This window comes from Runella defluvii (genome assembly GCF_014195535.1).
GTDB classification, from domain to species: Bacteria; Bacteroidota; Bacteroidia; order Cytophagales; family Spirosomataceae; genus Runella; species Runella defluvii.
The window spans coordinates 208070-227098 of sequence record NZ_JACIBY010000004.1 but is presented as its reverse complement, the minus strand read 5'-3'; the positions used below and the strand labels follow the sequence as shown (position 1 = coordinate 227098).

General features: G+C 39.0%; 25 protein-coding genes and 1 pseudogene. 25 read left to right on the top strand and 1 reads right to left on the bottom strand.

The window, feature by feature from the left end:
• Positions 1-172 precede the first annotated feature (172 nt).
• From FHS57_RS11275 to FHS57_RS11210, 14 genes are all read left to right on the top strand, one after another.
• The gene (locus FHS57_RS11275) at positions 173-604 is read left to right on the top strand and encodes a MarR family winged helix-turn-helix transcriptional regulator (RefSeq protein WP_183973592.1); all 432 of its coding nucleotides are present in this window, start codon (positions 173-175) and stop codon (positions 602-604) included.
• 2 nt (positions 605-606) lie between these two features.
• On the top strand, positions 607-1404 hold the full coding sequence (locus FHS57_RS11270) for a class II aldolase/adducin family protein (protein ID WP_221225607.1): 798 nt from the start codon (positions 607-609) through the stop codon (positions 1402-1404).
• Between the two features lie 75 nt (positions 1405-1479).
• The gene (locus FHS57_RS11265) at positions 1480-2550 is read left to right on the top strand and encodes a bile acid:sodium symporter family protein (RefSeq protein WP_183973590.1); all 1071 of its coding nucleotides are present in this window, start codon (positions 1480-1482) and stop codon (positions 2548-2550) included.
• 352 nt (positions 2551-2902) lie between these two features.
• Positions 2903-3055, top strand: coding sequence for a hypothetical protein (locus FHS57_RS11260; RefSeq protein WP_183973588.1), 153 nt, complete (start codon positions 2903-2905; stop codon positions 3053-3055).
• A gap of 182 nt (positions 3056-3237) precedes the next feature.
• Positions 3238-4179, top strand: coding sequence for an alpha/beta hydrolase (locus tag FHS57_RS11255; RefSeq protein ID WP_221225606.1), 942 nt, complete (start codon positions 3238-3240; stop codon positions 4177-4179).
• A 367-nt stretch (positions 4180-4546) separates the two neighbouring features.
• Positions 4547-5359, top strand: coding sequence for an oxidoreductase (locus tag FHS57_RS11250; RefSeq protein WP_183973586.1), 813 nt, complete (start codon positions 4547-4549; stop codon positions 5357-5359).
• Between the two features lie 4 nt (positions 5360-5363).
• The gene (locus tag FHS57_RS11245; protein ID WP_183973584.1) at positions 5364-5933 is read left to right on the top strand and encodes a Crp/Fnr family transcriptional regulator; all 570 of its coding nucleotides are present in this window, start codon (positions 5364-5366) and stop codon (positions 5931-5933) included.
• A 222-nt stretch (positions 5934-6155) separates the two neighbouring features.
• Entirely contained in the window at positions 6156-6800 is a 645-nt protein-coding gene (locus FHS57_RS11240) for an SDR family NAD(P)-dependent oxidoreductase (RefSeq protein ID WP_183973582.1), read from the top strand.
• Between the two features lie 16 nt (positions 6801-6816).
• A complete protein-coding gene (locus FHS57_RS11235; RefSeq protein ID WP_183973580.1) occupies positions 6817-7212 on the top strand; it encodes a luciferase domain-containing protein in 396 nt (131 codons plus the stop codon).
• A complete protein-coding gene (locus FHS57_RS11230; RefSeq protein ID WP_183973578.1) occupies positions 7209-8117 on the top strand; it encodes a helix-turn-helix domain-containing protein in 909 nt (302 codons plus the stop codon). The genes FHS57_RS11235 and FHS57_RS11230 overlap by 4 nt, the downstream gene beginning before the upstream one ends.
• Positions 8118-8364: 247 nt before the next feature.
• Positions 8365-9171 (top strand): SDR family oxidoreductase, encoded by an 807-nt coding sequence (locus FHS57_RS11225; RefSeq protein WP_183973576.1) that lies wholly within the window; start codon positions 8365-8367, stop codon positions 9169-9171.
• Between the two features lie 33 nt (positions 9172-9204).
• The gene (locus FHS57_RS11220) at positions 9205-10122 is read left to right on the top strand and encodes a helix-turn-helix domain-containing protein (protein ID WP_183973574.1); all 918 of its coding nucleotides are present in this window, start codon (positions 9205-9207) and stop codon (positions 10120-10122) included.
• A 6-nt stretch (positions 10123-10128) separates the two neighbouring features.
• A complete protein-coding gene (locus tag FHS57_RS11215) occupies positions 10129-10440 on the top strand; it encodes a nucleoside triphosphate pyrophosphohydrolase family protein (protein ID WP_183973572.1) in 312 nt (103 codons plus the stop codon).
• A gap of 1 nt (position 10441) precedes the next feature.
• Entirely contained in the window at positions 10442-10777 is a 336-nt protein-coding gene (locus FHS57_RS11210) for a nuclear transport factor 2 family protein (protein WP_183973570.1), read from the top strand.
• 394 nt (positions 10778-11171) lie between these two features.
• On the opposite strand, the gene FHS57_RS11205 is transcribed toward FHS57_RS11210, so the two are convergent.
• Positions 11172-12095 (bottom strand): NADP-dependent oxidoreductase, encoded by a 924-nt coding sequence (locus tag FHS57_RS11205; RefSeq protein WP_183973568.1) that lies wholly within the window; start codon positions 12093-12095, stop codon positions 11172-11174.
• A 100-nt stretch (positions 12096-12195) separates the two neighbouring features.
• Here FHS57_RS11205 and FHS57_RS11200 point away from each other — a divergent pair, with 100 nt between their 5' ends.
• The 11 genes and pseudogenes from FHS57_RS11200 (at position 12196) to FHS57_RS11150 (ending at position 18898) form a co-directional block, all read left to right on the top strand.
• On the top strand, positions 12196-12564 hold the full coding sequence (locus tag FHS57_RS11200; protein WP_122931774.1) for a winged helix-turn-helix transcriptional regulator: 369 nt from the start codon (positions 12196-12198) through the stop codon (positions 12562-12564).
• 242 nt (positions 12565-12806) lie between these two features.
• Positions 12807-13196 (top strand): VOC family protein, encoded by a 390-nt coding sequence (locus FHS57_RS11195; RefSeq protein ID WP_122934436.1) that lies wholly within the window; start codon positions 12807-12809, stop codon positions 13194-13196.
• Between the two features lie 204 nt (positions 13197-13400).
• Entirely contained in the window at positions 13401-14033 is a 633-nt protein-coding gene (locus FHS57_RS11190; RefSeq protein ID WP_229601317.1) for a hypothetical protein, read from the top strand.
• 13 nt (positions 14034-14046) lie between these two features.
• Positions 14047-14961 (top strand): NAD(P)-dependent alcohol dehydrogenase, encoded by a 915-nt coding sequence (locus FHS57_RS11185; RefSeq protein ID WP_183973567.1) that lies wholly within the window; start codon positions 14047-14049, stop codon positions 14959-14961.
• 152 nt (positions 14962-15113) lie between these two features.
• Positions 15114-15473, top strand: coding sequence for an iron chaperone (locus tag FHS57_RS11180; protein WP_183973565.1), 360 nt, complete (start codon positions 15114-15116; stop codon positions 15471-15473).
• Between the two features lie 24 nt (positions 15474-15497).
• The gene (locus FHS57_RS11175; protein WP_183973563.1) at positions 15498-15962 is read left to right on the top strand and encodes a DUF1003 domain-containing protein; all 465 of its coding nucleotides are present in this window, start codon (positions 15498-15500) and stop codon (positions 15960-15962) included.
• A complete protein-coding gene (locus FHS57_RS11170) occupies positions 15959-16573 on the top strand; it encodes a hypothetical protein (RefSeq protein WP_183973561.1) in 615 nt (204 codons plus the stop codon). The genes FHS57_RS11175 and FHS57_RS11170 overlap by 4 nt, the downstream gene beginning before the upstream one ends.
• A 244-nt stretch (positions 16574-16817) precedes the next feature.
• Complete coding sequence (locus FHS57_RS11165; protein WP_183973559.1) at positions 16818-17393, top strand: Crp/Fnr family transcriptional regulator; 576 nt, start codon at positions 16818-16820, stop codon at positions 17391-17393.
• A gap of 81 nt (positions 17394-17474) precedes the next feature.
• Positions 17475-18212: an SDR family oxidoreductase gene (locus tag FHS57_RS11160; RefSeq protein WP_183973557.1), complete on the top strand. Its 738-nt coding sequence runs from the start codon at positions 17475-17477 to the stop codon at positions 18210-18212.
• A gap of 132 nt (positions 18213-18344) precedes the next feature.
• A pseudogene (locus FHS57_RS32065) lies at positions 18345-18500 on the top strand (subclass B1 metallo-beta-lactamase); the annotation flags it as partial.
• A 47-nt stretch (positions 18501-18547) separates the two neighbouring features.
• Entirely contained in the window at positions 18548-18898 is a 351-nt protein-coding gene (locus FHS57_RS11150; protein WP_183973554.1) for a cupin domain-containing protein, read from the top strand.
• Positions 18899-19029: the final 131 nt, after the last annotated feature.

Sequence of the window (19029 nt, the reverse complement as noted above, 5' to 3'; positions counted from 1 at the left end):
TGACGTTCACCACGCATTGAAAATGTCGCAGTGGACTATGCGTTTGAAATTTTCGAAAGCTGAGTTATTGTTAATGCTATCTAATTCCATTTTGACCCAAAATTATATTTTAATGTTTTTTTGCATTTTAATTGATATATCAATTATATTTGCATCAAATAAATGACTCGACATGGAAAAAATAGACGAAATAATTTTTTACACCTTAGAAAAGTCAATTAAGGTCTATCGAAAATATGCTCAAAACCAAATCTTAAAAAATGGCTATGATATTACGATTGACCAATGGTTAGTGTTAAAAACCTTGCAGGAGAATAAAAATCTTTCACAAAATCAGATTGCAGAGCTGGTATTCAAGGACTTTGCATCTATTACCAGAATAATTGAATTATTATCCCAAAAAAAGTATATACAACGCACAATTAACAACAACGACAGAAGAAAGTTTGTCTTGGATATTACGGAAGAGGGAAATAAAATTATTGAAAAAATTTACCCGATTGTGATTGAAAATAGAGCAAAGGCATTAACAGATTTTAATTTAGAAGAAATAAATAATTTAAAGACTCAACTTGATAAAATAATTAACAACTGTAAAAACTAAAAATGATGGAAAAGTCAAGCCTACCTCCTCAAATACCTATGCCCCAAGGCATTCCACTTCGTTTGGAATTTGATTCTATGGAAGATGCACGTGAACACCGCAAGAAAATGCTTATAGCATCGTTCCGGATTTTTGACAAATTTGGCTTTAATGAAGGAGTTGCAGGACACATAACGGCTCGTGATCCCGAGCATACCGACCATTTTTGGGTAAATCCTTTTGGTATAGAGTTCGGGAGTGTTAAATTGTCGGATTTGATATTGGTTAATCATTCGGGGCAAGTAATAGAAGGTAAATATTCGGTTAATAAAGCAGCATTTGCCATACACTCTAATGTACACAAAGCTCGTCCAGATGTTATTGCGGCCGCACATGCCCACTCTGTTTATGGTAAAGCTTTTTCTTGTTTGGGTAAGACCTTAGATCCCATTACTCAAGACGCCTGTGCATTTTTTGAAGACCATGCCATTTATACTGAGTTTGGAGGTGTTGCAGGTGAATTAGATGAAGGTGCAAGGATTGCACAGGCATTAGGTAAAAATAAAGCAGCCATTCTCCAAAACCATGGACTTATTACAGTTGGGCAAAGCGTAGAAGAAGCTGTCTGGTGGTTTGTAACAATGGAACGCAGTTGTCAAGCTCAAATATTAGCTGAATCAACGAATACACCAACCATAAAAATTGATAGCGAAACAGCTCTTCAAGTGCGTCGAGATACTGGTTATCCGCTTGCTGGAATGTTCAGTTTTCATACACTTCTGCAAAAAATCGAACGACTTATTCCAAATCTGTACGAATAATTATTCATTTAATCCTTATTGACTCAAAATGCTAGGGGTAACACAATTACCTTGAAAGTATATCATTGTTTTCAAATGAAAAATTTATTCAGGCTATTGCTCGTTTGCTCCTTCATTTTGGGACTTATTGCCCTAAGTATATTGATTTTGGGTAATAACAGAGGAGATATTGGTCCTTATATCATTGCCTCTTTGGTTTGTTTTGCCATTGGAGGAATGAATAACTCTAAGCTTAAACAAACCACGTTTATTTCGTGGACATTTGCAGTGGTAGCTTTAGGTATGTTTTATCCACAATATTTTCAAAAAGTTGGAGATTTTAAACTGAACACTTTGGTAGTGCCTTTACTTCAAATTATAATGTTTTCCATGGGAACTGAAATGAGTTTGAAGGATTTTGAAGGGGTAGTAAAAACACCAAAAGCAGTAATAATTGGTTTGGTAAGTCATTTTACAATTATGCCAATGGTAGGTGTAATTATTGCAAAAAGTTTTGGTTTTCCACCCGAAATAGCAGCAGGTTTTATCCTAGTTGGCTGTGTACCTTCGGGGGTTACGTCCAATGTAATGGCTTTTATAGCTAAGGCAAACTTACCATTATCAATTACAATTGCCACAGTTTCTACTTTGATTGCTCCCCTGATGACTCCTCTTTTAATGAAAATATTGGCTGGGCAACTAATAGAAATTGATTTAATGAAAATGGTGCTTCACGTTCTCGAAATTATTATAGTTCCTGTGATATTAGGGCTGGTTGTCAATAAATTAATTCGGAACGGGGTTTCTTGGTTGCAATCAATCATGCCAACTTTATCAATGTTAGGTATGCTGTTGATAGTTCTCTTAATTGTATCATCTGGTCGAGATAATTTACTTAATACAGGCCCTTTACTCTTTTTGGCTTGTATGATTCACCATACTACCGGCTACTTATTTGGTTATTGGAGCGGACGATTGACAGGTCTTGATGAGGCCACATGTCGAACAATTTCATTGGAAGTAGGTACTCAAAACTCGACACTTGCCTCAGTTCTTGCTTTGCAAATGGGTAAAGTTGCTACTGTTGGCTTAGCGGCGGTAATTTCGATTCCTTGGATTACAATTGAAGGAACATCCTTAGCAAATTGGTGGCGAAATAAAGAATAGCCTAATCAGGGACTTTCTCTTTGTAAAATGAGAGAGTCCTATTTTTGCTTTTTTATTTTCCAACGGCTTTGTTGCGTGAATATTTTTAAACAATTGAATATCAGGTATTTATAAAAATTTTATCATTTTACAACTAATTGATATTCAATATATTACTCAATTCATGCAACAACGCCGTTCTATTTTACTGCTGTGCTTAATTCGAGCAAACGTTTTTCAAGTTCCCCCACTTCTTCAATACTCGTCCGTTAGCAGTCATTGCATAAAGACACACAAAAAGAGCCTGCGATTTTCAAAGACAAGGCCATAGTTAAGACGGCAAGCTTGAAAATGATAAAACTTCAAACATCAAGTGAAGACAATTTACCGTGGACGGGTAACGGCAAGAACTCTTATGGAAGAAAATGCATCGACAAAAGTTTTGAAGAAAAATAGTTATGAATTTGTTGGTGTTGTTATTGACCCAGAAGACGGAGAAGTATGGGAGTGGAAATTTAAAAACTAACCGTAAGACCAATGGCAATAAAAACGGTTTGCTGTACAGGCGGGTGTTGTGCATTTTTGGCAATTTGGTTTTTATTTACAGGGAATTGCTTCTGTAGAAGTTTAGTGCTAACTTCCACCACTGTTGCAAGCTGTATCCATTAACGGCAACCCTAAAAGACAGACACTAAAACAAATTACGACTTGACAAAAAATAGAAAATGGATAACACGTAGCCTTTGGGCTTTGACGGCAATTTTCGTTTTGATGAACATTGTTGCGATTTTTCATTCATACAAGTTCACTCACTTTGCTGACAGTAAAATTGAAAAAACCAAAGACCCGAAAAAGCTATCAACAGGACAGAAAATTAACACTTTAATTTTGGGTGTTAGTAATCCAAGACCCGAAAACGTAACCACTCCGACTGGCGACTTTGAAACAATCAGGCTCAAAAGCAACAGAGAGATCGAATGTTGGAGTATCAAGACAAAAAATGCGAAGGGGACAGTGATACTTTTTCACGGTTTTGGTGAAAATAAATCTTCAATGATTGACAAGTCAGACATTTTCCTTGGGCTTGGTTTTAACACTTTTATTGTTGACTTTATGGGTTCAGGTGGTTCAGAAGGCCACCAAACGACCATCGGATTTTTGGAAGCAGAACAAGTTAAAACGTGTTTTGACTACTTGACCGAAAAAGGAGAACAAAACATTTACTTATTTGGAACCTCAATGGGCTCTGTTGCGACAATGAAAGCTGTTAGCAGCTTTGGCATTAAACCAAAAGGAATCATCATTGAATGTCCATTCGGTTCTATGTATAAGACAGTTTGTGCAAGGTTTGAAACGATGAATGCGCCGACATTTCCAATGGCAGGCCTTTTGGTTTTTTGGGGTGGCCTACAAAACGGGTTTTGGGCATTTGGACACAACCCGACAGAATACGCCAAGAAAATAAATTGCCCCACTCTTTTACTTTATGGAGCAAAAGACGAAAAAGTAAGCAGAGAAGAAATTGACCAACTATTCAATAACTTAGGCGGACATAAAACATTAAAAATTTATCAAGAAGCAGGACACGAAAACTACTTGACAAAATATAAAAGCGAATGGACGCAAGACATACAAGCGTTTTTGCCATGATATAGTTTAAGCTTACATTGCTCTTATAATTAACCCCTTTGTCCGATTATAGCTACCGAAGGTTTTGTTCAACATGGGTTTGTCCCTATGGCGGGCAGACGGAATAACAATCGGCAGCTTTACTACTTTCGGCTACTATCGGGCTTGACCGAATTCTATTTGGCATTTAGTTGTTAGCTTCAACTTCAGTAATTCTAATCGGCTTCAGTTGCTGGGCGGACACAGCAACAATCCAGCCCTGTGACATGCCTCGAACGTTGGTGGTAAGACAGGACGCCCCCACAAAACTCACTTTTTGCCAAATGACAAATAGTTCCATTTTCTATTGAGCCAATTTTGCACCATCAATAATGTAAAAAATAAAATAATGGCAAAGACGGTTTTAATAACAGGTGCTTCGGCAGGAATTGGAAAAGCAACAGCAATTTATTTGGCACAAAACGGTTACAACGTTTACGGTGCAGCACGCAGAACAGAGAAAATGCAAGACTTAAAAACACACGGCATAAAACCAATTTCTTTGGACGTTACTAAAGAAGAAAGCCTTGTTGCTTGTGTTGAACAAATTTTGAAAGAAGCAGGAAGTATTAACGTTTTAATCAACAATGCAGGTTCGGGATATTACGGTGCGTTGGAAGATATGCCAATGTCCGACGCAAAATATCAGTTGGAAGTAAACGTTTTTGGTGTCGCACGTTTAATCCAATTGGTATTGCCCACTATGCGAAAAAACAATTACGGAAAAATCGTAAACATTTCGTCGGTTGGCGGTAAAGTAACCTTGCCAATGGGCGTATGGTATCACGCAAGCAAATTTGCTATTGAAGGATTGAGTGATGCACTTCGCAAAGAAGTAAAGTCGTTCGGAATTGACGTAATAGTCATTGAACCTGGCGGCACAAAATCAGAAATGACAGGGCTTGGAACTGAATACATGTCAAGAGTTTCGGGCAATACGGCCTACAGTTCTTTGGCAAAAGGCGTGATCAATATGTATGCGGCAGTAGAAAAAGATGCTGCCGACCCAATTGTCATTGCTGAATTGATCAAACAAGGCATTGAATCAAATCATCCGAAAACAAGGTATGTTGGTGCTTCGGGAGCAAAAATGATGTTATTTTTCAGAAAAATTCTCTCCGATAAACTATTTGACAAACTGATAATGAGCCAAATGAAATAAAACGATGGAAGCATTGATCAATTATTTATTGCAATTCGGAAATTTAAACAAACAGCAAATTGACTTCATTTCAAGTAAGTCAACGGAGTTAGTACTTCGCAAAGAAGATTATTTTTCAGAAGCAGGCAAAATTGCAAAACAAGTTGGGTTCGTTTTAGACGGCATTCTTCGGGTTTGCTATTATAACAACAAAGGCGAAGAAATTACCAAGTATTTTATAGACGAAAACAATTTTGTTGTGGACTTAGACAGTTTTGATAACAAAATTCCCTCTTCAGGATATGTGCAAGCGGTTACGGACTGCAAACTAATTGTGTTTACCAAACAAAATTGGGAAGACATCGCCAATACCATTGTTGGTTGGGAAAGTATTGTAAACAAAATCGTCAAAAAATCATTAATACAAAAGATAGAAAGAAGAAGTCCCTTGGTTTCGGAGGATGCCTCTACTCGCTACTTGGAGTTTATGGAGAAATACCCACAACTTGTAAATCGTATTCCGCTTTCCTATTTAGCATCCTACTTGGGGGTTACCCAATCTTCGTTGAGCAGAATTAGGAAAAATATCCGTTAATTTTTCCTTCACCTCTTTTTATTTTTCAGCAGACAGCGGGTAGGTTTGAGCATTGGGATTACTGTTTAAGTGTGGTGCAAAAAATCGCCGCCTTCGGTAATACCCGAACTGAAAGACCCAAACCCATCCATTATTTCATTTAGGCTACAACATCAGTCGTTTTGACTACATCTGTTTTTTGAAGTCGTTGCAATTTTGCATCAACAAAAAAACAGAAAAACAATGAACAAGAACATCATCATCGTAGGCGCAGGGCCTAATTTAAGTTTGGCTATTGCTGAAAAATTTGCAGAAAATAATTTCTCCATCGGATTGATAAGCAGAAACGAAGAAAAACTAAAAGCTCAAGTTGAAGATTTTAAAGCAAAAGGTGTCATTGCCGAATATGCCGTTGCAGATGCTTATGACACATTGCAGCTAGAAAATGCGCTTATTCAATTGACCGCAAAAATCGGAGGTGTAGAGGTACTGTTGTACAATGCAGCTGCAATGAAATTCAAAAACATCATTGACGAAAATGCCACCGACCTAACCGATGATTTTAACATGTCGGTTGCGAATGCTTTTCATTGTGTGAAAACCTTGCATCCACAATTAAAAGCAGCCAACGGCGCCATTTTGTTTACTGGTGGCGGGCTTTCTCTTCATCCCAACGTTCAGGTAGGTTCATTATCAATAACAAAAGCCGCGTTGCGAAATCTTGCTTTTCAATTGAACGAAGTACTCAAAAAAGACAATATTTATGTGGGTACATTGACAGTAAATAATTCCATTCGGCCCGACAGTCCGACACATTCACCAAAAATATTGGCAGCTAAATTTTGGGAAATGTATGTAAACCGAAGCGATGTTGAAATTCAGTATTGATAGAAATATTTTAAAAATGAAATCTAAAATACCAACCGAAATAGAAAACGTAATTTTGCAATGGAATAAAACAAGTGCAGAAAACGGCGATTTTGTATCGAGAGCGTTTTTTGTTCAAAATAAAGAGTTTGGGCATATACATGATGACGGAACTTTGGATATTGTCTTTGGGGAAACTATAACTTCTCAATTGCTGCAAAGGAACATCGTGCAAAAACACTTGTATATACATAAAGTTGCAGTTACATACATTGTATCGAGCGAAGACAAAATTCCATTTGCCTTATCTCTGTTGCGTTTTTCATATCTACTCAAAGCAAGTAAAAATGGTGCAATTCCTCATAGCTTATTTGAAACTGAATGGGCTAAACTTCCCAAAAGCTTATCATCAATTACGTTGAAACAGGGATGAAAGAAAGCAAAAAAGTAAAATCAATAAGCGAATATCACCGCCTTCGGGTTTTTGGAGAGCCCTTACACCCATTGATAAGTGTGGTGGATTTGGCAAGCGTACCAGCCGAAAATAACGTGACGAGTGTAGTCATTGACTTTTATTCAATTTGCATTAAACGTAGCACCAATATTAGCCTCAAATACGGACAACAGGAGTATGATTTTGACAGAGGTGTTATGTTTTTTATGTCGCCTGGTCAGGTTTTTAGTCTATCAACAAGTGACAAAGAAGCACCTACTCAATCGGGCTGGTTGTTGCTCATTCATCCCGATTTTTTTTGGAACACCCAGCTTGCCAAGTCAATCAAGCAATACGACTTTTTTGATTACTCGGCAAACGAAGCATTGTGGTTATCTGAAAAAGAAGAAAAAACAATCAACGGAATTATTGAAAATATCCAGCAGGAATACCAAAGCAACATCGACAAGTTTAGCAAACAAATCATCATTACGCACATTGAAAATTTGTTGAGATACAGCGAACGATTTTACAATCGCCAGTTTATTACACGAGAGAAATCCAACCATCAGGTTTTAGAACGTTTGGAGAAATTGCTTTCGGATTATTTTCACAGCGAAGATTTGATTTCGAAGGGTCTGCCGACAGTACGCTACGTTGCGGAGCAATTAAATGTCTCGTCAAGTTATTTAGGAAGTTTATTAAGAACGCTCACTGGACAAAGCACGCAGCAACACATTCACGAAAAGCTGATTGAAAAGGCGAAAGAAAAATTATCGACAACCGACCTTTCCATCAGCGAAATTGCGTATGAATTAGGCTTTGAGCACTCACAATCGTTCAATAAACTATTTAAGACAAAGACAAACCTTTCGCCTTTGGAGTTTAGAAAATCATTTAATTGATAGTGTTGACGGGCAATGCACTACGGCTAGCAGGGTTTTGTCGCAATGGGACTGACGTATAAACTTCAACATTTGGGGGGCGATGAAACTTTAAGGCGGCAATGGTAGAGCGACCATACTAACAACAGAAAGACAATTACCCACTAAAAAATACTAGTGTCATTTTGGCTACAACCTAACTCAGTTTGGCAACATACAGGTTTCAACTTCTGCCCACTTTTGCATCATAAATTTTAAAACAAAAAATATGCAAAAGACCATTTTTATTACTGGGGCATCGGCAGGGCTCGGAAAATCAACTGCTAAATTATTTCAATCAAAAGGCTGGAATGTAATCGCTACGATGCGAAAACCTGAGAATGAGACGGAATTGGCAAAACTTGAAAATGTGACCATTTTAAAATTGGACGTTACTGACAATGCACAAATTGAAGACACCGTTCAAAAAGTTATACAACAATATACTGTTGATGTCGTATTGAACAATGCTGGTTACGGCTTAATCGGTGTAATAGAAGCATTGACAGATGAACAAATTACTCGACAAATCGACACAAACCTGTTAGGCGTTATCCGAGTAACTAAGGCATTTATCCCTCACTTCCGTGAAAAGAGAAATGGAACGTTCATCAACGTTACCTCCATGTTCGGACTGATTGGCTATCCAACTTGTTCGGTTTATTCAGCCACCAAATTTGCCATTGACGGCTTTTCTGAAAGTTTGGCTTACGACCTTGCACATTTCGGAGTAAAAGTAAAAACAATTGCACCGGGCGGAATACAAACTGATTTTGCAGGGCGTTCGTTAGACGGTGGCCACCATGAAGCCTATCAAACATTAATGGCAAAAGTAAGTGAAGGTTACAGTGCCGAAAGAATAAGCCAGTTTGCAACAGCGGAACATGTTGCTTCGGTAATTTATGAAGCGGCAAACGACAACAAAGAGCAGTTGCGTTACATAGCAGGTAAAGACGCAATATCACTTTACTCTGAAAGAGAAAAAATTGGAGCAGAAGCCCAATACAGGAAAATTCAGGAAATGTTTATTTATTAAAGACCTCCTAACGTGTTTTGTAACTTTGAAACAATGAAAAAAGACGACAGTACAATACAAAAATTCAATTCAATTTCGGCATTGCACAAGGCTTTAGGCTTTCCCAAACCTTTACATCCGTTGGTGAGTTTGGTAAATTATGCCGATATAAAAACACCTTATGAGGAATTACCCAACGCCTTGTTGTTGGATTTTTATAAAATCTCTTACAAGAAAAGCCTAACGGGAAAGATAAAATACGGACAAAATTATTACGATTTTGATGAAGGAGGCTTGTCTTTTATTTCCCCCAACCAGGTTATTTCAAGTAATGAAGAAGAAAAGGACTATTCAGGTTATACGTTGCTTTTCCACCCTGATTTTATTCGAAATTATCAGCTAGGCACCAAAATCAAAAACTTTGGTTTTTTTTCATATTCAGTAAACGAAGCCTTGTTTTTATCGGACAAGGAAAAGCAAATCATCTTTTCAGTTTTTGAAAACATAAAAGAGGAGCTGAATAGCACGATTGACGATTTTAGTCAGGACGTTATGGTTTCACAAATAGAAGTTTTACTCAATTACAGCAATCGTTTTTACAAACGTCAGTTCATTACCCGAAAAACAGTAAACAACGATTTACTTACAAAAATGGAGGCACTTTTAAACGAGTATTTTGATAAGGAAGAAACAATAAATAACGGATTACCAACCGTTGAATATTTAGCAGAGCAATTAAATGTTTCTCCACGTTATTTAAGTGATTTACTTCGTTCACTTACAGGGCAAAATGCACAACAACATATACATGGTAAGTTGATTGAAAAAGCAAAAGAGTATTTAACAGCTACCAGTTTATCTGTTTCAGAAATAGCCTATCAATTAGGGTTTGAACAGCCACAATCGTTCAACAGATTATTTAAGAAGAAAACTAGTCTCACCCCGATAGCATTTAAACAATCCTTCAATTAAAAAGAAATGGATATCAAACAAGTTATTGAACGCTCAAAGAAAATTAGAGCAACCTATCATCAATTAGAAAAACAACATCACGGTAGCGAATGGACGGTGGAAGAAGATGCGTTGGCATTTTTAACCGATGCTGCTTTGGTTGGTCGCCACACAATGTCGCAACAAAAACGTTGGCCCGCCAATAATACAGACACTGAACTTGAACATAAATTAGGTGAATGTATTTGGTGGCTGACTGTTTTAGCCGATAGAATGGATATTGACATTGAAAAAGCAGTAGAAAACTTTCTAACGAAAACGGAAAAATTATTAAAATAAAATGGACATTAAATTATTTCTAGAGGATTGGCTTGCTGTTAGCAATGCTTACTACACGGAAAAGTATTTGGACAAATGGCACAAAAATGCGGTACTTGACGACCCATCAGTAGGGCAAGTTTTTAAAGGGCATTCAGGCATAAAGAATTATTTTGAGAGCTATTTCATTGGCTACAAGACACAAACCCGACTTGTCAAATTAGAAATCATTAGTGACAACAAAGCGCATATTGAAGTTGAATTTACAGGCGAATTTCCAGAGGGAAAAATCGGTGGAATGTTTGATTTCACTTTCAAAGACGGAAAACTTGCAAAAGCCAAAGCCAACTTGATGTAAAAACCACCGCCGTTCCGTGGTAGCCGAAAGCCAAGCCATGAAGCTCCCGAAAGCGCTCGATATTGAACGAAACTCGGGCGACCAGCCTGTCGTTGAGTACTCACCAAACCTTTTACTTTTGTTACGGAGTTGAGGAGTACCGCCCCAGTCGTCGAGCTGGCAACTACCGCACCAGCGGTCTGGTTTCACAGCAGGCTTGGGCCTGCTTTTTTTCTTTTATAGCTGTTTGTTGGTTGTTTGCATGGGTTTGGGTTGGGGGTAGTGCCCCCCCTGCCCATTCCGTTAACTAACGGGGCGGGAGCTTTGGGGGAGCAAATGACCATGTACGGAACCTGACGAAGGGACTGTATGGAATCATTCAGCCGTATTTTGCCACGCCCCAACAGTATCTTAATTAGTTTACCGTCAAAACTACTTTACCATTCACGCCACCTGCCGCGAGAAAATCTTGGGCTTGTGCTGCTGCTTCCAATGGAAAGGTTTTGGTAACAACGGGTTTAATTTTACCTTCTTTCACAAGCTGCAATCCATTTTCTAGATTTTTAGCCATGAGGTTTGCAGATACAAATCGGGCTTCTACGCCATGTTGCTGGGCTAGTTCTGGTGAGGGCATTCCTGCAATACTCAATAATTTCCCCCCTTTTTTAAGCAACTCAAACAATTGGGCTTGTGATTGTCCTCCAGCACAATCAGCTACCAAATCTACTTCAATATTTTGTGCAATTATATCCGTTGTTTTATAATCAAAAACTTCATCGGCCCCTAATTCTTTCACCATTTCCACACCTTTTCCTGATGCGGTGGCATACACATAAAGGCCCTGGTTTTTTGCTAATTGCACCATCGTAGCACCTACTGCACCAGCCGCTCCCTGTATAAACACTTTTTGGCCTTTTTCCAATTTCCCTTCAGTAAACAATATATTTTCTGCGGTGCCGATGTTTACCGCCAAAGAGGCCGCTTCTTCAAAAGATAGATTACTCGGCTTGTGAGAAACAAATTGCTGATGCACAACGACAAATTCGGCATACGCATTCGCCATAGTTACGGCCATTACTTCGTCGCCTACTTTAAAATTCTGCACCTTATCGCCCACGGCCACCACAATGCCCGCAGCATCCAGTCCAGGGATAAATGGCAATTGAATAGGATATATTTGTTGCATATATCCCATACGAATTTTGAGATCTAAGGGGTTGATACTCGCGGCTTTTACCTGAATTAAAATATCGTCTTGCGTTTTGATTTCTGGTTGAGCAACTTCGCTAAACGCTATCACATCTGATGCCCCAAAAGTTTGGTATTGTATTGCTTTCATTATAAAAACTGTTTAAAGTACTAACGGGGCAAATTTATTACCTTTGCCTAAATAATCTGTATAAACAAAAAATATGTACATAGGCTAAAATAATAGACTAATGAAAAATACGGCCGTTAGAAAGACAAAAGAGTTTACACCAGGGAATTGTCCTGTGGTGTATTGTATGAATATTATTGGTGGGAAATGGAAACCAAGTATTCTTCACATGATAAGAACAGACAGAAACCGCTATAGTATTTTACTTAAAAATATTACTGAAATAAGTAAGCAAACGTTGACGAACCAGCTAAGAGAATTGGAAACCGATGGAATCATTGAAAGGATAATTTTTCCAGAAATTCCACCAAGGGTAGAATATACCATCACTGACTATGGTAAAACGTTGCTCCCCATCATTGACAGTATGTACAACTGGGGGCGAGAAAATATGAAAACAGATAACAAAGGCTACTGTGATAAAAAATAAAACTACCACCCCGAGTAGCATTTAATACTTTGTTTGAAAAGTAATATGATATTTTTTATCCCGCAGATAAACGCAGATTAAAATTCAACGCGGATTGGCGCAGATAAGCTCATTAGCCGAATTAATCACCCAAAATCTGCGGTTATCTGCGGTTTTAGAATCAGCGTAAATCTGCGGGTAAATTATAAAGAAACTTAATAAACAACGTATTTAAGATAACAAAACCTAAAAACAATTTTTTCATGAAAGATAATTACATGACAACAGTGAAGCCTTTTTTGACAGTAAACAATGGAAAAAAAGCTGTCGAATTTTATATTTCTGCTTTTGGGGCCATTGAAAAACAAAGATTTGAAATGCCAGACAAAAAACTGTCATCGGTAATTGAAATTGACAAAGCAGAATTTTATGTTGGCGACGAAGAACCGAACAATGGTAATCTAAGCCCCGACCAGAATTCAAGTAGCCCAGTTAGAATAATACTACAAACTAAAAATGCTGACGAATTATTCAAAAATGCACTAAAGTTCGGTGCAACAGAAATTTGTCCAATGACAACTGAAGATGATTGGAGAATAGGAAAACTGAAAGACCCATTTGGACACATTTGGGAAATTGGTTGCATCTTATAAGAATGGAAACAATTTTGACATTACCGTCAATCAAAAGCAACGCCCCCCAATAACAAAGCCTTCGTAGTCTGTGAAAGCAAAGCCATGAAGCGCCCAAAACTTTGATTAAACATAGCTTTCTACACCGAAAAGGTGCATTTCTTAACTTAAGTGAACGAGGTCAGACATTTCCCCAATCTACCTTTGCAGCATCGTTTAACATGAATGAAAACAGAGATGCAAAAGAAGATTTTATGGATTGGACTTACCTTAATGTTGGCAAGCAGTTTGCCGATGAGTGCACAAGATGCCAAAAAAGACAGCACGTATAAAAAATGGTGGGTTGGCAGCACTTTGTGGTTATTGGGTAATTTTGATAAAACAAATAACCCTGAGTATTTCCAATTGAATGTTGGCTATCGAATAACCCCCAAAGATATTATTTCCTTTCGATTCAAACGCTCCATTTATTCCTGGCCAATAGGTATCCCTTTTAGTTCATCGTCATTTGATGCCCCAGGAGAAAACTACCCTGGCCATGCTCGCATACTGGCACCTACCATAGGCTATCAGCGGTTTTGGTGGAAGGGAGCTTATGTGTCTGTTCAAGCATTGAATGCTTTTGAAAAATACATGGATAAGAATGGGAAAAAAATTGGAAATGGCTACACGTTGTATGTGGACTCTTATTTGGGGTACCAGTTTAAGTTTTTTAAAAACCGTTTCTTTTTTGAACCAGCTATCGGAATTAGCTATTGGCCTATAAGAACCAATGTTCCTGCATCTTTTAAGGCAGTAGAACAAAAATGGAATAACTACTTTATTCAACCTGGGTTTGATTTTGGTTTTAATTTTTAATGTTAAAAAACAAATGAAAGCTGTAATCTGCCCCCAATATGGCCCTCCTGAGGTTTTACAACTTCAGGAGGTTGCCAAACCAATACCTAAAGGCCGCCAAATTCTTGTCAAAATAGTTGCTACTACCGTCAACTCTGGCGATGCTAGGGTAAGAAGCCTTCGTGTAAAGGGATTTATGAAGGTCATCATGCGGCTGGTTTTAGGTATTTCAAAACCTAGACAACCGATTTTGGGAACAACTTTTTCGGGTATTGTTGAAGCGGTTGGAGACAAGGTTTCCAAATTTAAAGTTGGTGATAACGTATTCGGGATGAGGGGGTTTAAATTGGGAACTCATGCCGAATATATAGCCGTTGACCAGCACAGCCATGTACTTAAAATGCCTAAAAATGCTACCTACGAAGAAGCCGCAGCCATCGTTTTTGGTGGACATACAGCCATTTATTTTCTAGAAAAAGCAAAAATTGCCGAAAAGCCAACCAAAAAAATCCTGATTATCGGCGCAACAGGTTCAGTAGGAACGGCAGCCATCCAGATAGCCAAACATTATCAGGCTGATATAACTGCTGTTTGCAGTTCCAGAGGGCAAAAACTTGTTGGCGAACTAGGCGTTACAAACATCATTTTATACGACAAAGAAGATTTTACTAATCGAGCCGAAAAGTTTGATGTAATTTTTGATGCCGTTGGGGCATTCAATCGAAAAAAATGTGCGACACTCTTAAACGAAAACGGAATTTATAAGAGTGTAAATGAATATGCTTCCGACACAATACAACAATTAGAGCTGTTAAAAGAGCTATTTGAAAAAGGAGCTTTTAAGGCGACAATTGACAAGACTTTTCAAATGGCTGAAATAATAGAAGCACATAGGTATGTTGACGAAGGACGAAAAAAGGGGAATGTCGTACTCAAAATAAGTGACTGAATAGCGCTACTCTAAAAGCAGGTTTTGGCCTGCTTTTTTGCTTTTGTAGTTGTTTTGATATAGCTTTCTCACTTCGATGACACAAGCGGCCGCACTTGCGCTATCAGAAAATAACCAACTAAAATCCAGCAAATAATAACATAATAAATAAAATGAACGAAATCGAAACATACATGCAGCAGTTTCCCGACAATGTGCAGGAAATCTTGAGAAACATTAGAACATTGATAAAGGACAATGCCCCCGAAGCAGAGGAATCGTTTGCGTACGGAATGCCTGCTTACAAGACACACAAAAAACCATTGGTTTATTTTGCAGCATTTAAAAACCACATCGGATTTTATGCAACGCCATCGGGGCACGACGAATTTCAAGCCGAGCTTTCAACGTATAAGCAAGGAAAAGGGTCAGTGCAATTTCCGCTTGACCAACCTATGCCCTACCAACTCATGGAAAGGATTGTAAAATTCAGAGTAAGCGAAAACAACGCCCGAAGCACGTCAAAAATGTAGTCCGACACTTACCATGATTTGCCCATGAAACATCAAGATATTCAATCCGTTAAGGAAATCAAGAACAACTACCACCCTATTTATAACGTCAATCTGAAGCATAAAGAAAAGCTTTCTACCCTCGACAAGGCTGCTTTGTGGATTACTGACCATGTCGGGAGTATGGGATTTTTTCTCATAATCTTCTGCTGGACAGCCTTATGGCTTGGCTGGAACACCCTCGCTCCCACCACCTTGCGGTTTGACCCGTACCCAGCTTTTGTTTTGTGGTTGTTTATCTCCAACATGGTTCAGATTTTTCTTATGCCCCTTATTATGGTTGGGCAAAACTTGCAGTCGAAGCATTCTGAACTTAGGGCTGAACAAGATTTTTCCATCAATAAAAAAGCAGAAAGTGAAATTGAGGCGATTCTGAAACATTTGGAAAATCAGAATGACCTTATTCTTCAGATATTAAACAGGCTGGAGGCTTTTGAAACAAAAAAATGAAGAAACACTTGGTTTTAATGTGCCTTCTTCTTTCGGTAGGCTTCATTTGTACGGGTGCTTATCTTTATCCTGGCGGATCCCTGCACGACAAAAACTCCGTGGGATTCGACTGGACTCAAAATTTCATCAGCAATTTATTTCAACCCAAAGCCCTCAATGGCGCCGAAAACCCGTCGAGAGTCTGGGCGACCATTGGCATAGCTTTTAATTCCGTGGGCTTTGGTCTATTTTTTATCAATATGGCCAAAAAGATGTCTAACAAACACGCCTCATTGGTCTTAACGATTGTTGGCTTCAGCGACATCCTCTTCAACTTCCTCATTGCCACCCCGTTGCACGACGTTATGGTAACCCTCTCCAGTACGTCATCTTTGCTTGGGCTGTTTTACATAACAGTTTTTAGCCTAAAAACGAAGCTACATTTCTTTAAATTTGGCTGCATTCTTTGTATGGGTATCTTTTATTACACCTTGTTTCTATACGGCTTTGGCGATTGGGGTTTATTGGCGATTATGCAGAAAGTAACCTTAATCTACTCCATGCTACTCGTGCTCGGATTTGAGTATTTTACTAATAAAGAGGACTTTAGAACAAATTCGGCGATTATTTAGTACGTTGTTTATTAAGTTTCTTTATAATTTACCCGCAGATTTACGCTGATTCTAAAACCGCAGATAACCGCAGATTTTGGGTGATTAATTCGGCTAATGAGCTTATCTGCGCCAATCCGCGTTGAATTTTAATCTGCGTTTATCTGCGGGATAAAAAATATCATATTACTTTTCAAACAAGGTATTAAGCCGTGAAATCTATTGATAATAGTTTACACAAAAAGCATTTTGGAAACCCACTTCCATGACCGAGTTAAAAACATTCTTCCAGCGACTCACTCCTGTATCGCCTGAGAGTTGGGAGCGATTTGCGGCGTTGTTTACCCCCAAAACATTGCAAAAAGGAGCGTATTTCATTGATGATGGGCAGGTGGCCAAAGAAATCGGTTTTTTGGAAAAAGGTATCCTTCGGGCGTTTTACCGAAATGCCGAAGCTGTCGAGTATAACAAACACTTTTTTGTAAATCCTTGCTTCGTGGGTGGCTACGCATCGCTCATCACGGGTCGCCCCAACCAAATTATCCAACAAGCCCTTACCGACTGTACCCTTCAGGTGGCGTCGTTTAGAGACATTCAGCACCTCTACCCTACGTGCCCCGACATCGAACGCGGAGCAAGGATATTGGCCGAGCAATTTTTTGTGCAAAAAGAACAACGGGAAATCGAAATCGTACTGCTGGACGCCGACAAGCGTTACCAACTATTCAAGAAGGAGTTTCCGCAGTTGGAACAACAAATCCCCCAGTACCACATCGCTTCTTACTTGGGAATTACCCCTACGCAGCTCAGTCGAATACGGCGAAAAATGGCGGGCAAGTAGCATTTATCAACCTATGTAAATGAAAAAGGATGAGGTATTCCGCAGCTTTGTGACGTCATCTTACTAATCATTTTACATCCAATGAATACTTCTGGAAACACCATCTTAATCACGGGCGGTTCTTCGGGAATTGGGCTTGCTTTAGCCACCCGTTTTCTGACCCTCAACAACAAAGTCATTATCACTGGCCGCAACCAAGAAAAATTGGAAGAAATACAAGCCACGTACCCCGACATCGACATTTTTGTGGGCGACCTCACCGACAAGCGTTCCTTGGACGATTTGGTATTGTTTATCGAGCAGCAGCACCCCGACCTGAACGTTTTGGTCAACAATGCCGCCGTTCAGTACAATTACCATTTTATAGATGAACCTAATCTTACGTACAAAATCGACTACGAAGTGTCAGCCAACCTCACAGCCCCCCTCCAATTGACTGGTTTATTGCTTCCATTGCTACTCAAAAACCCAAACAGCGCCGTTATCAATGTAAGTAGTGGATTATTCATTTCTCCCAAAAAATCGGCCTCGGTATATTGTGCTACGAAAGCCGCCCTTCACAGTTTTAGCAAAACTCTACGGTATCAGTTGGAAGAAACGAGCATCAAGGTTTTCGAAATCATTCCTGCTTTGATAGACACGCCCATGACCGCAGGGCGCGGAAAATCAAAAATCACGGCCAAGGAATTAACCGATGAATTTTTGCGTAATTTCAAGGCCGGTAAATTTGAGAGTTACATCGGCAAGACCAAATGGCTACGGCGCATCCACCGATTTTTGCCAAAGCTTGCCGATAACATCATGAAAAACGGACTATAAACCACAGCACCAATGAAAAGCCTATTAAAGCCATTGTTATTCTTACTCTTTGCCTGCTCATTTTTCTACGCCAGCGCCCAAAAAAAACCTCGCTTCAAAGCCAAAGTAGTTTATAAATCTTTTACCCAAAAAAACAAGTATGTTGTTCCCCAAAATAGCTTCCGCGATTCGCTAGTTTTAAAAGTGGGCAACGAAACGATTGTCGCCCAATCGTTCGGAGAAGGCCATACCAGAGACACCATTGGTCTCTTCAAAACCGAGATGTTTGGCGAGCAACTTTTTAAGAAAAACTAACATACACAGACCATCCTCTAAAGTTTATTTTTCAGTCATCCATGAAAAGAAGTAAAGACTCCTCCGAACATTATACTTGGGGACAAAACTGCGACGGTTGGCATTTGTTAAAAACCAACTCACTGAGTATCATTCAAGAACGAATGCCACCCCATACGTCTGAAGCCTTGCATTACCATCAAAAAGCGCAGCAATTTTTCTTTATTTTGGAAGGACAAGCCACATTTGAAATCGAAAACGAAGTTTTTGTAGTAAACACCAACGAAGGTTGTCATGTAGAAGCCAACAAAAAGCACAAAATCAAAAACGAAGGCGCTACTGACCTTCACTTCTTAGTCATCTCCGAACCCAAAGCCCACGGCGATAGAATCGATTTAAACCCCCAAAACTAGCAAATGGAATTTTCACCTTTCAACACTATTGTGAAACGCTGCCTTCAAGGAATGGAAATGGAGGCCAAGGGCAATCCCGAAGAAGCCAATCACCTATTTCGACAAGGCTGGGAGGAAGCTACCAATGAGTT

Bases quoted from the DNA above. Each gene is read 5' to 3' on its own strand.
- FHS57_RS11275 (WP_183973592.1), top strand. From the start codon at position 173: ATGGAAAAAATAGACGAAATAATTTTTTACACCTTAGAAAAGTCAATT.
- FHS57_RS11270 (WP_221225607.1), top strand. From the start codon at position 607: ATGATGGAAAAGTCAAGCCTACCTCCTCAAATACCTATGCCCCAAGGC.
- FHS57_RS11265 (WP_183973590.1), top strand. From the start codon at position 1,480: ATGAAAAATTTATTCAGGCTATTGCTCGTTTGCTCCTTCATTTTGGGA.
- FHS57_RS11250 (WP_183973586.1), top strand. From the start codon at position 4,547: ATGGCAAAGACGGTTTTAATAACAGGTGCTTCGGCAGGAATTGGAAAA.
- FHS57_RS11245 (WP_183973584.1), top strand. From the start codon at position 5,364: ATGGAAGCATTGATCAATTATTTATTGCAATTCGGAAATTTAAACAAA.
- FHS57_RS11240 (WP_183973582.1), top strand. From the start codon at position 6,156: ATGAACAAGAACATCATCATCGTAGGCGCAGGGCCTAATTTAAGTTTG.
- FHS57_RS11235 (WP_183973580.1), top strand. From the start codon at position 6,817: ATGAAATCTAAAATACCAACCGAAATAGAAAACGTAATTTTGCAATGG.
- FHS57_RS11230 (WP_183973578.1), top strand. From the start codon at position 7,209: ATGAAAGAAAGCAAAAAAGTAAAATCAATAAGCGAATATCACCGCCTT.
- FHS57_RS11225 (WP_183973576.1), top strand. From the start codon at position 8,365: ATGCAAAAGACCATTTTTATTACTGGGGCATCGGCAGGGCTCGGAAAA.
- FHS57_RS11220 (WP_183973574.1), top strand. From the start codon at position 9,205: ATGAAAAAAGACGACAGTACAATACAAAAATTCAATTCAATTTCGGCA.
- FHS57_RS11215 (WP_183973572.1), top strand. From the start codon at position 10,129: ATGGATATCAAACAAGTTATTGAACGCTCAAAGAAAATTAGAGCAACC.
- FHS57_RS11210 (WP_183973570.1), top strand. From the start codon at position 10,442: ATGGACATTAAATTATTTCTAGAGGATTGGCTTGCTGTTAGCAATGCT.
- FHS57_RS11205 (WP_183973568.1), bottom strand. From the start codon at position 12,095: ATGAAAGCAATACAATACCAAACTTTTGGGGCATCAGATGTGATAGCG.
- FHS57_RS11200 (WP_122931774.1), top strand. From the start codon at position 12,196: ATGAAAAATACGGCCGTTAGAAAGACAAAAGAGTTTACACCAGGGAAT.
- FHS57_RS11195 (WP_122934436.1), top strand. From the start codon at position 12,807: ATGAAAGATAATTACATGACAACAGTGAAGCCTTTTTTGACAGTAAAC.
- FHS57_RS11190 (WP_229601317.1), top strand. From the start codon at position 13,401: ATGAAAACAGAGATGCAAAAGAAGATTTTATGGATTGGACTTACCTTA.
- FHS57_RS11185 (WP_183973567.1), top strand. From the start codon at position 14,047: ATGAAAGCTGTAATCTGCCCCCAATATGGCCCTCCTGAGGTTTTACAA.
- FHS57_RS11180 (WP_183973565.1), top strand. From the start codon at position 15,114: ATGAACGAAATCGAAACATACATGCAGCAGTTTCCCGACAATGTGCAG.
- FHS57_RS11175 (WP_183973563.1), top strand. From the start codon at position 15,498: ATGAAACATCAAGATATTCAATCCGTTAAGGAAATCAAGAACAACTAC.
- FHS57_RS11170 (WP_183973561.1), top strand. From the start codon at position 15,959: ATGAAGAAACACTTGGTTTTAATGTGCCTTCTTCTTTCGGTAGGCTTC.
- FHS57_RS11165 (WP_183973559.1), top strand. From the start codon at position 16,818: ATGACCGAGTTAAAAACATTCTTCCAGCGACTCACTCCTGTATCGCCT.
- FHS57_RS11160 (WP_183973557.1), top strand. From the start codon at position 17,475: ATGAATACTTCTGGAAACACCATCTTAATCACGGGCGGTTCTTCGGGA.
- FHS57_RS11150 (WP_183973554.1), top strand. From the start codon at position 18,548: ATGAAAAGAAGTAAAGACTCCTCCGAACATTATACTTGGGGACAAAAC.